The 12978-nt window shown below is 69.8% G+C and carries 17 protein-coding genes; 15 read left to right on the top strand and 2 right to left on the bottom strand.

From position 1 onward, the window contains the following. Positions 1 to 4: 4 nt before the first annotated feature. On the bottom strand, positions 5 to 880 hold the full coding sequence (locus tag ACH4UK_RS28730) for a helix-turn-helix domain-containing protein (RefSeq protein ID WP_398360891.1): 876 nt from the start codon (positions 878 to 880) through the stop codon (positions 5 to 7). A 461-nt stretch (positions 881 to 1341) separates the two neighbouring features. Here ACH4UK_RS28730 and ACH4UK_RS28735 point away from each other — a divergent pair, with 461 nt between their 5' ends. From ACH4UK_RS28735 to ACH4UK_RS28800, 14 genes are all read left to right on the top strand, one after another. Then, positions 1342 to 1704: an ATP-binding protein gene (locus tag ACH4UK_RS28735; protein ID WP_398360893.1), complete on the top strand. Its 363-nt coding sequence runs from the start codon at positions 1342 to 1344 to the stop codon at positions 1702 to 1704. Continuing rightward, complete coding sequence (locus tag ACH4UK_RS28740; RefSeq protein ID WP_398360894.1) at positions 1701 to 2129, top strand: hypothetical protein; 429 nt, start codon at positions 1701 to 1703, stop codon at positions 2127 to 2129. Before ACH4UK_RS28735 ends, ACH4UK_RS28740 begins: the two co-directional genes overlap by 4 nt. Continuing rightward, positions 2126 to 2590, top strand: a complete 465-nt coding sequence (locus tag ACH4UK_RS28745; RefSeq protein ID WP_398360896.1) for a DUF6415 family natural product biosynthesis protein — start codon at positions 2126 to 2128, stop codon at positions 2588 to 2590. Before ACH4UK_RS28740 ends, ACH4UK_RS28745 begins: the two co-directional genes overlap by 4 nt. Positions 2591 to 2717: 127 nt before the next feature. Further along, positions 2718 to 2927 carry a DUF5999 family protein gene (locus tag ACH4UK_RS28750; protein ID WP_398360898.1) on the top strand — a complete coding sequence of 70 codons (210 nt, stop codon included), beginning with the start codon at positions 2718 to 2720 and terminating at the stop codon, positions 2925 to 2927. Between the two features lie 133 nt (positions 2928 to 3060). Then, complete coding sequence (locus tag ACH4UK_RS28755; protein ID WP_398361218.1) at positions 3061 to 3261, top strand: helix-turn-helix domain-containing protein; 201 nt, start codon at positions 3061 to 3063, stop codon at positions 3259 to 3261. A gap of 297 nt (positions 3262 to 3558) precedes the next feature. Further along, positions 3559 to 3696, top strand: a complete 138-nt coding sequence (locus ACH4UK_RS28760; protein ID WP_398360900.1) for a hypothetical protein — start codon at positions 3559 to 3561, stop codon at positions 3694 to 3696. A 176-nt stretch (positions 3697 to 3872) separates the two neighbouring features. After that, positions 3873 to 4604 carry a DUF6879 family protein gene (locus ACH4UK_RS28765; protein ID WP_398360902.1) on the top strand — a complete coding sequence of 244 codons (732 nt, stop codon included), beginning with the start codon at positions 3873 to 3875 and terminating at the stop codon, positions 4602 to 4604. A 9-nt stretch (positions 4605 to 4613) separates the two neighbouring features. Beyond that, a complete protein-coding gene (locus ACH4UK_RS28770; RefSeq protein ID WP_398360904.1) occupies positions 4614 to 5450 on the top strand; it encodes a helix-turn-helix domain-containing protein in 837 nt (278 codons plus the stop codon). 86 nt (positions 5451 to 5536) lie between these two features. Then, positions 5537 to 5989: a hypothetical protein gene (locus tag ACH4UK_RS28775; RefSeq protein WP_398360906.1), complete on the top strand. Its 453-nt coding sequence runs from the start codon at positions 5537 to 5539 to the stop codon at positions 5987 to 5989. 46 nt (positions 5990 to 6035) lie between these two features. Beyond that, positions 6036 to 6515 (top strand): hypothetical protein, encoded by a 480-nt coding sequence (locus ACH4UK_RS28780; RefSeq protein WP_398360908.1) that lies wholly within the window; start codon positions 6036 to 6038, stop codon positions 6513 to 6515. A 697-nt stretch (positions 6516 to 7212) separates the two neighbouring features. Beyond that, complete coding sequence (locus tag ACH4UK_RS28785; protein ID WP_398360910.1) at positions 7213 to 7434, top strand: hypothetical protein; 222 nt, start codon at positions 7213 to 7215, stop codon at positions 7432 to 7434. Continuing rightward, positions 7431 to 7844: a DUF6302 family protein gene (locus ACH4UK_RS28790; protein WP_398360912.1), complete on the top strand. Its 414-nt coding sequence runs from the start codon at positions 7431 to 7433 to the stop codon at positions 7842 to 7844. Before ACH4UK_RS28785 ends, ACH4UK_RS28790 begins: the two co-directional genes overlap by 4 nt. A gap of 51 nt (positions 7845 to 7895) precedes the next feature. After that, positions 7896 to 8639: a dTMP kinase gene (locus tag ACH4UK_RS28795; protein ID WP_398360914.1), complete on the top strand. Its 744-nt coding sequence runs from the start codon at positions 7896 to 7898 to the stop codon at positions 8637 to 8639. Continuing rightward, positions 8636 to 9508: a hypothetical protein gene (locus ACH4UK_RS28800; protein ID WP_398360916.1), complete on the top strand. Its 873-nt coding sequence runs from the start codon at positions 8636 to 8638 to the stop codon at positions 9506 to 9508. Before ACH4UK_RS28795 ends, ACH4UK_RS28800 begins: the two co-directional genes overlap by 4 nt. Positions 9509 to 9709: 201 nt before the next feature. Here the strand turns inward: ACH4UK_RS28800 and ACH4UK_RS28805 are convergent, their stop codons facing one another. Beyond that, a complete protein-coding gene (locus ACH4UK_RS28805) occupies positions 9710 to 10834 on the bottom strand; it encodes a hypothetical protein (protein WP_398360918.1) in 1125 nt (374 codons plus the stop codon). Positions 10835 to 11198: 364 nt separating this feature from the next. On the opposite strand from ACH4UK_RS28805, the gene ACH4UK_RS28810 reads away from it, so the two are divergent. Continuing rightward, on the top strand, positions 11199 to 12959 hold the full coding sequence (locus tag ACH4UK_RS28810; protein WP_398360920.1) for a hypothetical protein: 1761 nt from the start codon (positions 11199 to 11201) through the stop codon (positions 12957 to 12959). Positions 12960 to 12978: the final 19 nt, after the last annotated feature.

Below are 12978 nucleotides of genomic sequence, written 5' to 3' on the forward strand. Positions count from 1 at the left end.
ATGTTTACTTCTTTCGTTCCAGGTCCTTTTGGACTTCGTCTATGAAATTCGGCGTCTCGTTAGGATCGAGCGCCGCCGCCCGCAGGGCATCGAACCTGCGGCCGTATTTTCCGACCTCGGGCTTCTTCTCCGAGATGCTGGCCTGCCCGCTGGGCTGGTCGGCTTGGACGATCTTCCCGAGCGGTTCACCCATGTCGAGCAGGATGAAGTTCCCGCTGGCTCGGTAGCCGGTGGCCTTGCTCGGCAGTATCTGGACGGTGATGTGGTCCAGCGCAGCGAGTCGCTTGATCTCCTCGTACTGTCCGGCCATCACCTCCCTGCTGCCGATGGTGCTGCGCAGCGTGTCCTCGCCCATGACGATCCAGAGTCCACGAGGCTGGGTGCTGGTGATCAGCTTCTTGCGGTCCATACGCAGCTCAACGTTGGCGTCGATGAACTCGGTGGTCGTCTCATCGACCGCCTTCGCGGACATGAGAAGCGCACGGGCGTACTCCTTTGTCTGAAGCAGGCCGAAGACGAGCGTGGGCTGCCATGCGGCGATGCTGAGCGCATCGCTCTCCATCCCCACGTACTCGCGCATGCCCTTGGTCAGGTGCGGCGTGTACGGCGTCCACCACGCTTCACTCAAGGACTCACGGTGGATCAGGAGCAGGCTGTCGACGACCTCGGGGTCGTCTTCACCGTAGTGCGCCAGGAGCGCCCGCAGGTCCTTCGGGTTGGTCAGACCCGTACGACCTCTTTCCACGCGCCACAGCTTCTCAGGGGAGAACCCCAGCTCGGTCGCGACGTCCTCGCGGCGCAGCTTGAGGTCTTCCCGCATCTTCTCCAGCACCTTGCCCAGGTGCACCCGTCGGCTGGTCGGTCCCTTCGGTGCGGCCACTGATCCGATCCCCTTCCGTTGTGCCGAGGCCCGCTCCAGTCGAGTCGGGTCCAACCGTCCCTGAGTCCAGTCGAACCGTCCGAGAGTCCGGTTCAATCATCCCCAAGTTCCGCTCTGCAATGCGTGAGTCAGGTCTGTGGCACCCAGAGTCCCCCTTGCACAGCCAAGAGTCCAGTCAGTTGGATATGCCATTCTGCGTGAAAATTGCACGGCGGGTTGCAGCTCAACTCTCCCATGCAACACAGTATTTGTGCCGAGAGGCGAAGGGACCCAGACAGGGGGCATCAATACCTGCCGCTCGTCCCTGCGTTGCCGCATCCCCTGAGTTGGAGGACTGGGTAATGACACTCACCGTGGTCGACCGAGGAGGGCCGCAGGGCCCCGGCGGTCGTGTGAGAAGGGCACCCAGCGTTCGCCGCTGCCAGGTCAGTATCGTCCGCTCGGCCCCGGCCGGTGAGCCGATGGGAGTCGATGACCTCCGCCGGCCGGGGCAGTTGCGGCGGCTGAACTGTGCGCTCCTGAAGCTCTGGGGTTTACGGTCGTGCATCGGTGACTCCGAGCTCGTCCTCACGGAGCTAGCCACGAACGCCTTCCAGCACGGCGGCGGGGACAACGTCACCGTCACCTGGTGCGCCGACGAAGCGCACCTGGTCATCCAGGTGAAGGACAGTTCCCACGAACGTCCCGTGCTCCGGGCCGTGGATGAGGTCTCGGAGCACGGGCGCGGGCTGTGCATCGTTGAGGCGCTGGCCGCCGAGTGGGGCATCAGCGAGGACGGCACCACCGTGCACTGCGCGCTCGCTCTCCCGGCGCGTGCGGCATGACCACCACCGCCCCGCTGCCCCCGGTGCCGCTCGTCGTGGAACACCAGATGACGATCCGCTCGTACCTGCCGGCCCCGGACGCCCGGAGCGCGAGCCTCCAGGCGGTGGCCTGCCTGCTCGCGTTCGACTGGACCGGCCCGTGCGGTTTTGCGGTGGCGACTGTCGACCAGTTGGTTCGCAACGCGAGCGAGTTCGGGCAGTGCGCGGGCGAGAACATCCGCCTCCGGATCGGACTCACTGAAGTCGATGACCTGCTGATCGACGTGGCCGACCACAATCCGGAGTTCCCCGACTTCGAGAAGGCCGTGGCTGGCGGCGTCGGGCAGGGGTTCCGCCGCGTCGCCGAGTGCGGAGCCACCATGTCCTGGCACCCCCACGAGAACGGGAAGACCGTTCGCGCGGTGCTTCCCGGCACCCGCTCATGACCGTCGTGGAGGCCGCCCTGCCGGCAGCACACCCCCTCTCCGTCCGCGTCCCCGAGAAGCACGTCCCGCTCCGCACCCCGGAGTTCTACGAGGAAGTCGTGGCACGGCTGCGGCTCTGGAAGCCGCTGCCCGTCGGAATGATCCTCGAAACGCTGCACCAGGTGCTGGAGTCCCCGGCCCCGCCTCCCGATCGGGAGTTGGTTCACGTCCACTGGAAGCTCCGCTCCTGGCACCAGCGGCTGAGCACCATCGCCACTGCGGACCGGCGCTTCCCTCCCCCCGCCGACATCCTCCGGCTGATCCACGCGGGGAGAGCGATCGGTGACGAGCCGATCGGTGACGGCACCCAGTCCCTCGGCCAGGTACGCCGCCTGGCCTCGACGCTCTCGGACCTCCTCGACGAGATAGCGAGGACCCAGGGTCTCCGCGTCGAGGACGAAGACGACGAGGGCCAGACCTGAACGTGCGCAGAGCGCCGTTCCCCATGAACTCCTCTCCGGTGCCGGGTGCCTTCGATCCCCCGCGGCGGGCCCGGTGCCGGAGAGGGCTCCACCTTTCCTACTTCGCTCCGAGAGGACGATGAGCACGATGTGCAAGCACACCCCGCCGTGTCCCACGGGTGACGCGCCCGACCGTCAGGCCGCCCGTGTCTCCGCCTCCCACCCCGAACAAGGATGGGAACTGCTGTGCAACGGCGTTCTGCTGTTCGAGGACACCGGCCAGCTCCTGCCGGACGGCAGCATCCTCGCACCGTGCCGCCGACAGTTCGCGGGCGCGGAGCTGCAGAAGTCGGCATGAGCACCTAGCCAGGCCCGTCCTCAACCTCACCCGTCTGAACCGATGAAGACGGCCGCCACCCATCGCAAAGGGACAGACGCACGTGCCTGACGGATTTGACTGGCCGAAGTACCGCAAGACGGTCAGCCCCGAGGTGCAACTGCTCATCGACGCCGAGCTGCGGAAGCGGTACGACGGCGGCGCCACGATTCGCGGCCTCATGGAGGAATCGGGGCGGTCGTACGGCTACATCCACCGACGCCTCGACGCCACCGGCGTCACGTTCCGCCCGCGGGGCGGCGCCATGCGCCCCTCGCGCCGATCGGCGGACAGCGGTCCACAGGCGCCGCGCTGATGGCAGCGGCCCCCGTCCCCATAGCTGCCTCGCCCCGAAGGAGTCCCGTGACCGCTGTGCTCGACCTCGACCGTCCGCCCGCGCCCGCGGCCCGCCCTCCGGAAGAGAGCGCCGTGATACCCCCACCGCAGCGCCCGACATGCAACGCGAACTGATGGCGCGCGCGGCGACGGCCCGCTCCAACTGGGCCCGCCTCCTCGCGGCGGACCCGCCCGCCGAGTTCCGGCGGCACGACAGCGACCCGCCTCGGGGAAGACGGAGGACCGGTACCCGGACGTCGTCGAACTGGCTCAGGGGGTGGACGGTGGCGGCCGGGCGAGCGCTCGTGCGGAGGTCGCATCCCGACTTGCCGCGCTGCCGCACCGGGCCGTCCGGCTGAGCCACGACGTCCCGGCGAGCGCCGCCGTGCTGGGCAAGGTCGCCGCGACGATCTGATTCGGCCCCGGCGGGCCGCCGGCGCGGAGCCGAGCGGGGGACCGGAGAACACCGGCGTGCTCGATCCGGAGCCACCACAAAATCGGCGGGGCAGTGCAACCAGTGCATTCCGGCGCACTGTTGACCGTGGCTGCGGCCTCGGTACGGTGCGCCGGTCCCATCAACAGGAGGACCCCATGACCCGGCACCTGCGCAAGGTCGGCACCAACTCCGGCAACGACGGATGCCCGACTCTCTACGAAGTGGAAGGGGACCGGTACGTGGTCCAGGGCGACCGCGTCACCGACCCCGGTGAGCTTGCCCAGCTCGCCAACTTCACCGAGGAGGAAGGGGCAGTCGTTGTGCCCCGGGAACTGCTCGCGAACTTCGGCCCGAAGGAGCCGATCCGCGTTCCGCAGATGATCGGCTTCGAGGGCTTCGGCGCCATGTTCGCCAAGGTCAAGCACTCCGCCTGGAGGCTGGAGTCCCGCCTTCGGTACGCGTCCGACGAGGACACCGACACCTACCGGCAGTTCGCGGCCGGCGAGCCCGTGACGTGGGACCTTAACGACCCGTGGTGCACCAACCGGCGCGAGCAGACCGCACGGGGCGTGCGGTTCGAGCGGGTGCGGATCCTGGACGAGCCGCCGACGCCGGGGCAGCTGTACCTCCTGGACAACGCCCGCCGGAACACGGCGGTCGGCGAGGACATCCGCATCCTGCCCCGCTCGCGGGCCGAGGCGCTGCGTCTTCCGGGCGAGGACTTCTGGATCTTCGACAGTCGGGTCGTAGCGTTGCTGCTCCACGACGGCGAGGACACCCTCCTTGGAGTCGAGCTGATCACGAACCCGGTCGAGGTGCTGCGGTACGCGCAGGTCCGCGAGGCGGCCTGGCACCATGCCGTCCCGCACGACCAGGCGCAGCGGTAGCGTCGGTATGTGAGTACGGACTATCAGAAGGCCCGGGAATCCCTCGGCACGCGGATGCGTGAGCTGCGTGCCGGGCTCACGGGTCGGGAGTTGGCCGTCCGGCTGGGGTGGACGCAGTCCAAGGTGTCCAAGCTCGAGACCGGGCGGCAGACCGCGACCGCCGAGGACCTGAAGGCGTGGGCCGAGGCGACCGGGCACCCGGCGGTCGCCGGTGAACTCCTGTCGCGGCTGGAGGGGCTGGAGTCCCACACGCGGTCGTGGCGTCGGCAGCTTCGGGCCGGGCACCGTCCGGTCCAGGACGCCCTGCTGGTGGAGTACGAGCGCTCGACGGTACTCCGGGCCTGGCAGTCATCCATGGTGGTCGGGCTGTTCCAGACCCCCGACTATGCCCGCTCCGTGTTCACCCGGTTCGCCGACCTGCATCAGTCTCCTCGGGACATAGACGATGCGGTGCGTGCGCGGATGCGTAGGCAGGAGCTGCTGTACCAGCCCGGCAGGGTGTTCCATATCATCATGTGGGAGGCCGCTCTGCACGCCGGGGTGTGCCCGCCCGCCGTGCTCGCTGCACAGCTCGACCGCCTCGTCGGCATCCTCGGCCTGGACACCGTGCGCCTCGGGATCGTCCCGTACAGCGCCCAGGTCGCCGTCCCGCCCGGCAACAGCTTCTGGCTCTACGACGACCGCCTGACGATCGTGGAGGACTGGCACGCGGAGCTGTGGCTCGACGACCCGGACAGCGTGAACGTGTACCAGCGGGTGTGGGACGCGCTCAACTCGGCGGCCGTGTACGGGTCGACGGCGCACCGGCTGATCAGCAGGGCGCGGGCACAGGTAGACCGCCCGTGAGCATCACCACGAATCACTGACCAGGCCCGGCGAATAATCGCGAATCAGACTCGCCGCTGATTCTCGGTGCTCCCTACATTCTGATCATGGCCCAACGAACTCAGCACGCGGGCACGAGTTGGCTCGCCAACTGCGGCCCGGACCCCGCGTCTGTGCGCCGCCGGTGGGCGGGTGCCCAGCTCGCTCCGATACCCGTAGGCCGGTCCTGGCTGGTCGCGGAGACGACCCTGACCCGGACGATGGACGCGATGCAGCGGGTCGGCTCTGACCGCCTGGGCCCCGTCCTGGTCCACCCGGAGGCCGACCTCGCGTGGTGGCTGGTCCCGCTCGACGCGGACCAGGAGCTCGCCGACATCCGAGTCCTGACTGTCCGTACCGAGCCGTGGACGCTGCTGTGCCCGCCGGCTCACGAATACCTGAACGGCCGCGGCTGGCTGGAGAACCCGGACGGTTCGGGCCGGTTGACCGACCCGACTGCGCTGGGCGCCGCGTTCGGTCCGGGCGGGCCGCTGCGCCTGCCGGTCTCCGCGTTCGTGTGAGAAGCCCGGCGGCCGAACTCCGCTTAACGGAAGGATAGTTGTGATCGTGACCACTGGAGCCGAGCGGCTCCTCGCCACGGAGCACTGGCTCCTCGCGGCAGCCGAGGACCGCCACCAGGCGGTGACGGCGTGGGCGGGCGGCGGCCTCGCGCTACTGCGGTGCGGGGGGACCTTCGCCGCCGCTCGTATCCCGGCCGCCCGCGTCCAGGCCGCCGCGATCAGCGCCGAGCCGCAGGAGATCGACCGGTACCTCGCGAAGCGGCTGGAGGGCGGGCCGGTGATCTGCGACCGGGCCGCCAGTTGGTATTACGTCCTTGTCCCGGCGAGCACCGCCCGCCGGTGGACTGTCTCCGGCAGCACCTGCCTGGGGATCGGAGCGTCCCTTGGTGTGCCCCGGCCGGGGACGACTGCGGCCTCCGACGCCCGGGTCTACTGGTCGGTGCCGATGGACTCGCCCGGGATGCTGTGCCACCCCGCTGCCGTGACCGGGACGGTCACCGCCGGTATCCAGGGGGCGAGCCGGTAATGGCGAAGGACAAGCCGGCCCCCAAGGGCCAGCAGGACAGCAGCGGTCAGGCACCCCCGGCACCGAAGACCGAGCCGAAACCTGCCCCGAAGCCGGCGGGCCGCGGCTACATCTACTGAGGGGAAAGACCGATGGCGATCACGACGCTGCGGCTCAGGCAGGCCCGGCCCGACGTGTCCTACAGGGCTCTGCTCGGTCACACGCTCAGCTGCCCCGACTGCAAGTCGGACGTCGAATGCCCGGCCCGCCGGAGGCTCCAGAGAGCATGGAGGCGGACCCGGTGAGATGCGTGGACTGCGACCGGGCGATCGTCGGACCGGCTCGGCTGAACTGCTGATGACCGGGGACTCGATGTCCGGGGCGAGGGCGGACATGCACGCACACCCGGCGGGATCGCCGGAATGCAAGCCAAAGGGGCACGCCAAGCTGGCCCTACGCCGGGAGCTCGCGCCCAGCCAGCGGTGCCCGGCGCCCCGATAGCCAGCCTCTCCGCGAGCGACGTCCGTATCTGTGAGGCCTGCTGGAAGGTTCCTGTCGCCGCCGCCCGGCGTATCCCCGATGGCCGTGACCTGCTGTGCGCGGCGTGCGCGGACGGCAACTACCCGCGCCGCGTCGACCTGTTCCCGCCGTTCGGCCTGTACGGCCTGCCCCGGCGGCGTCCGGCGCCCCTGCATTCTCAAGAGAAGGAAGCACCCCGTTGACCGAGGAATCCCCAAAGGGCCCGGAGTCCGTTCAGATCGTGTCGATCGACATTGGGTTCGGCGGCGTCCGGGCCCGAGCCGACGGCCGCACCGGGTTGGCCGCCTGGCGGACCATCTGCCGGGAGCATCCCGGAATCGCGAAGGCTGCGGCCCTGTACCTCGCGGCCTTCGCCATTCTGGTCGTGCTCGTCGTCACCGCAGTCGGCGGATTGATGTGAGAGCTGACCTGTGCCCGCTGGCCGCCCTGCTCCCGCCGGACGCGGCCGACGAGGAGGAGACGGCCTACTACCGGCAGCGGCTGGACGACCCGAGCCTGCTGGACCGGGCGTTCGCCGTACAGGTGGAGGGCTCCGTCTCCCTGGCCGTCCCCGTCGGGGGCTGCCGGAAGGGCGGGTACCTGTCGGTCTCCGAGGTCGTGACGGGGCTGGCCGCGCGTTCGCTCCTGCGCGGCAGACCGGGGTTTCAAGACGTGCGGCTGAGCTGGTCCCCGTACCCCGACTGCTGCCACGTAGTCCGCTGGGGTGCGCCCGTCCCCTACGAGGACGACCCGATCGCGGAAGGCCGGTTCTACGGCTACAGCAAGGCGGCGCTCGCCTCCTTCGCGCAGACATACGGCCACCTGATCTGACCCTCGCCGTCCGGTTGGCGCTGCCGTCCCCTTCTACCGTGGAGGTCGCCCGTGACCGCACGCCCGATCATCACCGACAAGTCGGCGTCCTGCTCCGTCCGCGCGACGGCCGACGACCCTCACCGAAGTGCCCCGAATCAGAACGTGCGGCCGGGCCGGCTGATCGCGATCGAGGGGCCGGGCGGCGTCGGTAAGACCGCAGCTACCCGGCTCGTTGTGGAGCGGCTGCGCTCCGGTGGCCTGCCCGCTGTCGCCGCGCAGGGACCGTTTCGCACCCCTTCGGGGGATCTGGCGCGGCCGGGCGCGGGCAGCTATCGGGGTCTGACAACCGCGGACCGTTCTCGGCACGCCGAGACGATCCGGCCTGCGCTGGAGCGAGGGACTGTGATGGTGTGCGACGGGTACGTTGCCACCTCGCTCGCTCTCCAGTGCATGCGCGGGGTCGACCGGGACGTCGCGTGGGCGCTGATCCAGCGGCACATGGTCCGGCCCGACCTGGTCATCATGCTCGGTGCCCAGCCGGACGTCCTGGCGCAGCGGCCCGCGCCCCGGGGCGCACACAGCCGTCACGAGCGTGAGCACAGCAGTCGCATCGAGTGCGCCTACTTCGCGCAGGCCAGCAGATTCCTCCGGCACCAGGGCGTACGCGTCCTGGATGTAGACGCTTCCCACGTTGATACCTCCGAGGTTGCCCGTACAGCAGTGGTCGCCATTGCCCGACGTCTTCGAGCAGGCCACGGCACACCCTCCTTGGTCTGCGGCGAGGTCGAGCAGACCACTTGGGATCTGCGATGACCGAGCCCGTCTACGATCCGGCCGACCCGCAGAGCGGGCGTGCCCTGGTGAACTACCACCTTCTCCGGCTGGGTATCGGCGAGAGCTGGGTGCACGGTGTCTCGGAGCACGGTCAGCGCATCGCTCGGCACGTGCTGCCGCAGGACGTGGGGGTGTGCCGCGCCTACGTGCTCACCGAGGCCGCCTGGCCGGAAGGCGCGGAGCTGTGCGTCACGGTGACCTGGTCGCCGGACGCGGCGATGCGCCGGGACCACCACAAGCGCGCGCTTCCCGATGGGGCGCTGGAGCACTGGCGGGAGCGGATCGCCGCGACCGCCCGCGCCCTGGAGTCCCTGGGGTACGTCGTGGAGCCGAGCCGGTGGTCCTCGCCCCACCACCACCCTGGCGCGGAGCTCCTCGTCTACCGGATGCCCGACGGGGTGCCGCCGAGGGAGACTCCCGCCGACACGGCGTGGGCACTGTCGGGGCCGGTGCCACCGAACCAGCAGGAGACGTACTGGCGGTACTCCGACCGGTCTCCGGAAGACGTCGTCAATCCCGTGCTCCGCAAGGCGGGGTGGCGTCCATGGGTCGAGGACCCGCGGTCACGGTCGGGATGGGCCGGTGTACGCCCCATCACTCAGATGGTGTGGCCTCCGGCTGCCGACCGGTGCACCTGGGTGACCTGGCGGCCGGCCGACGACTTCGCTCGTTCACCGAAGTCCGGCCTGGTACCCGAGGGGGCCGTGGACCACTGGCGCGAGTGCCTCGACCGCCTGCGCAAGGCCGTAGCTGACGAAGGTCTTCTCATCCGCACACGTGCGCGCCCCTGGGGACCGGAGGACGAGACCGCCGAGTTCCTCGTCTATCGGCTCCCATCGGCCCGTTGACGGCAGGCCTCACAATCTCCCGCACCCCGGTCGGCCTAGGCCTCGCCCGTACCAGCGATCCGGAACAGATCCTCAATGCCCTGGCGCCGAACCCCGACGTCCACCTGGGTGTCGGGAAGCTCGTCGACATCGGGGTGCATCAGCTCATCCTCGATACGGAAGTCGCCTCACGCTCGCGCGCAGCGCCAGGGCCCTGGCCGGCTACTCGTTCGCGGTGCGTGGTTGCAGGAGGATCCCGTGGGCCGCTGCGGTGTCTCCCGGCCGCAGCGTCCACGGCACGGACTCGATCTCGGCGAGCCACCTGTCGGCCAGGAGCTGCTGGATGATGAACTCGCGTAGCTTCGGCGGCCAGCCCAAACTGGAGCCCAGTTGGCCGTACGAGGGGCCGTGTCCGTGCCTGGTCCGGAACACGGCGGTGGCCTGCGCGGCCTGTCGGCCGTGGCCGGGGTTGAGCTCCTTCCAGGCGTCGTACGCCTCGCGGACGGCCCGGGGTGTCTTGCCGGTGTAGCGGGTGGCCGTGAACGCGGCCGCGACCTGGAGCCGGGGGAGACGGCACACGGCGCAGTGCTCGACCGCCTCCGCGTTCTGCCGCACTGTCTGGCGGGCCTGCTGCTTCCACTGCGCCCATTCCGCCTTGGTCGTCCGGGCGGGCCAAGGAACCCTCCACGGACCCTTGCGCGGTGGGGCATCATTCGGGTCCGCCCGGTGAGGCAGTCGCCCGGTCAGGTGCCGTGTGGAGGAGCCGATGCGGTACCGGTCTCCGACAAGGACGGTGAGGAAGCCGCTGGTCATCAGCTCGGGCATCCGCTCACGGCAGGTTCGCGGCAGGTCGCTGGGCAGAGTGCCGTTCAAGTGGGCGGAGGCGTGGCCGGTCAGGAACAGCGCGGCGAGCCGGGTGGCCGACGCTCCTGTTGCGATCAGCGGGACGGCCAACGCTCGCGTGGTCCAGCCTGACACCCGTGACCGGGCATCCTGACCGATGGCAAGAGGGTGGTCCTGCGGCCCGACCGCCAGGGCCGGCACCGTGACCGTGACCGGGGTGTCGGTCTCCTGGTCCAGGAGCAGATCGGGAACCTGCCAGCCCAGGCCGCGCAACTCACCGACGGCCCGGTCTGCTTCGTCCAGCCGAAGTTCCCGCAGATCGGCGGAAGTGGCTCTGCACGTGCCGCCCCGCGCGGCCCTGATCGCGATGACCACGGCGAGCAGCTGGGCGTCGGGGGAGGACAGGGGCAAGGAGGCCGCGTAGGACAGGAGACGACGGGCGGCATGCCCCTGCGGGATGGTCAGCAGGAAGGACGCTGCTTGCGGAGCGGCTGGCTTCGGCATGAGCAGTAGTGTCCCCCGACAACGCTGTGCCCCTGCCGCGCCAGGCCTGTCCGGCCGCTGACAACTCGCGCGGCAACAGCGCCTTCTCGGCCATTGCGGGTGCCGAATCGGGCAGCTCGGAGTATCGCCGGTGTGCCGCCGGTGGGTCCGTTCCATGATCTGCGGCAGCGGGACGCGACGGGCGGGCCTGGTGGCAGGGGGAAGGTACCCGGTGGCAGTGACCGAGCTGTTGGCCGCAGACGAGATCATGACCCGGTTGTCGGACAAGGCCCGCCAAGAGGTGGCGCTCACGGCGTGATCGTGCCTACGCGCCGGAGGCAAACAGGGTGATCGGCTGCGCAGCGAAGGGGGCGGCTGTCACGCTGTGTTGAGTAGAAGGGCGGGGCGTGTGCGGCGTGATAGACGGCAGATCCAGACAGCGGTACTCAGCAGGGCAGATTCCGAAGAGCCGCTCGTCCTGCCGCTGGAGGCCATCGAACTCAATGCCTTCCGCAACCTCCACGAACATGACTCCTTCTGGTGCGGTCTCCTCCTGGGAGGCTGCGGTGGACAGCTGACGACGAAGCTCTACACCGACCGGGTCTGCCACTTTGCACACCACCCCGGCCCTGATGGTCAGCCGCACATCTGCGGCCGCCGCGCCCGAGGCGTCTCCAGCGCCGACCACCTGTACGTGAAGTCCGCGGCTGCCGCCTGGCTCCGGAACAGAGGCGAGGAAGCCGACATCTCCTTCGCCCAGCCGAACGGGGCACCGGTCGGCTCGCTGGTGGACATCACCTCCCGTCACCGCCGGCTGCACGTGCACCTGGACCAAGCGGTGAAACCGGAATGGGACGACGACGGCATCGAGCCGGTGCTGGGGATGTCGGTACCAGTCGACCGTGACACCCTGATCCGCCGCTGGTACGTGCACCGGATCCGCCTGGACAGTGAAGGCACCGCCCGCCGGGTACAGATTGGCACCGAGGCGTTCGCACGGCCCACCGAATGGTTCGCGCTGGACACGTGCACGATGACCGAGCGCGGCCTGTCGACACCGGCGGTAGAGAAGATCATCCGCTCACGTACCAGCAAGCCCGCACCAGCCTGGACTCCCGGCAGGACAGACAAAGTCCCGGACATCGAGTTGCGGGAGCAGGATCTGGACGGCGAGTCGCAGGCGCAGGATCTGCTGCGCGATCTCGCCGTAGCCCGCAGGGGGGAGGCCATCGTCGTCGTGGCCCGGCTGTGTGACCAGATCGCCGGGGTCACCGGCGTCAAGGAGGAGACGCAGGCACAGCTGGCGGCCGCCGTCGCGGACACCAGGCACTGGCTGGAGCAGCAGGCTGAGGTCCGCCACAGCCTCCTCGCCGACCTGGACGCCGCTGTTGCCGCAGGCCACACCCCACGTGTTCGGACGCTGCTCACCCACGTCAACATGACCGCCATCCCCGACCGCACCGAGGAGGAGATCCGCGTGGTCGGCACGGCCGCCGACCACCTCGCCTCGGTCGCCTCAGCGGCGGCCGAACGCGTACATGCCCTCCTGGAGGACCTCCGCAGCCTCCCCCGGAACCTGGCCGCCGACCGTCTGCGCCCCCAGGTACAGCAGCTGATCCAGGCAGCGGCCGAAGCCGGCCGTCTTCTCGGGCCGCGCCAGGAGATCCAAATCGCTACGTGGAAGGCGCGCGCGGGCCTCGACAAGCCGGCCCCGGCCCGGACCGCCGCGCCCCGCGTCCCGGCCCAGACCGCCGCGCCCCGCGCGCCGGTTGAGCAGCCGCCTCGGCGCCCGCAGCTGCACAAGCAGGTCGCGCGGCGGCACTGGATGAAGACGAGCTGTCCACGGTGCCGGGTGGGCAGCGGCCAGGGGTGCGTCGTCGACAACGGGAGCCGTGATCGTCAGGTGCGGCACGTGCCTCATGACGAGCGGCTACAGCCGATCATTGACGAACGCAGGGAACGGCAGAGGAACCAGCCGAGGCCGCCTCCGCCGTGGCGGGTGTATGAGGTGACTTGTCCTGACTGTGGCCAGGGCGCTGACGCGCGGTGCAGGACGCCGGGCGGCCCGCACCGCTCACGCGTCGAACGGGCCAAGGAGTTCACCCGTCGTCGAGAGCCCCGGCCCGAGCCTGGCGTAGAAGCGTGACCCGACGAAGGCCGCCCGA

Origin of the sequence: Streptomyces sp. NPDC020884 (assembly GCF_044333935.1) — a bacterium.
Lineage (GTDB): Bacteria > Actinomycetota > Actinomycetes > Streptomycetales > Streptomycetaceae > Streptomyces.

Bases quoted from the DNA above. Each gene is read 5' to 3' on its own strand.
- ACH4UK_RS28735 (WP_398360893.1), top strand. From the start codon at position 1,342: ATGGGAGTCGATGACCTCCGCCGGCCGGGGCAGTTGCGGCGGCTGAAC.
- ACH4UK_RS28740 (WP_398360894.1), top strand. From the start codon at position 1,701: ATGACCACCACCGCCCCGCTGCCCCCGGTGCCGCTCGTCGTGGAACAC.
- ACH4UK_RS28745 (WP_398360896.1), top strand. From the start codon at position 2,126: ATGACCGTCGTGGAGGCCGCCCTGCCGGCAGCACACCCCCTCTCCGTC.
- ACH4UK_RS28750 (WP_398360898.1), top strand. From the start codon at position 2,718: ATGTGCAAGCACACCCCGCCGTGTCCCACGGGTGACGCGCCCGACCGT.
- ACH4UK_RS28765 (WP_398360902.1), top strand. From the start codon at position 3,873: ATGACCCGGCACCTGCGCAAGGTCGGCACCAACTCCGGCAACGACGGA.
- ACH4UK_RS28775 (WP_398360906.1), top strand. From the start codon at position 5,537: ATGGCCCAACGAACTCAGCACGCGGGCACGAGTTGGCTCGCCAACTGC.
- ACH4UK_RS28800 (WP_398360916.1), top strand. From the start codon at position 8,636: ATGACCGAGCCCGTCTACGATCCGGCCGACCCGCAGAGCGGGCGTGCC.
- ACH4UK_RS28805 (WP_398360918.1), bottom strand. From the start codon at position 10,834: ATGCCGAAGCCAGCCGCTCCGCAAGCAGCGTCCTTCCTGCTGACCATC.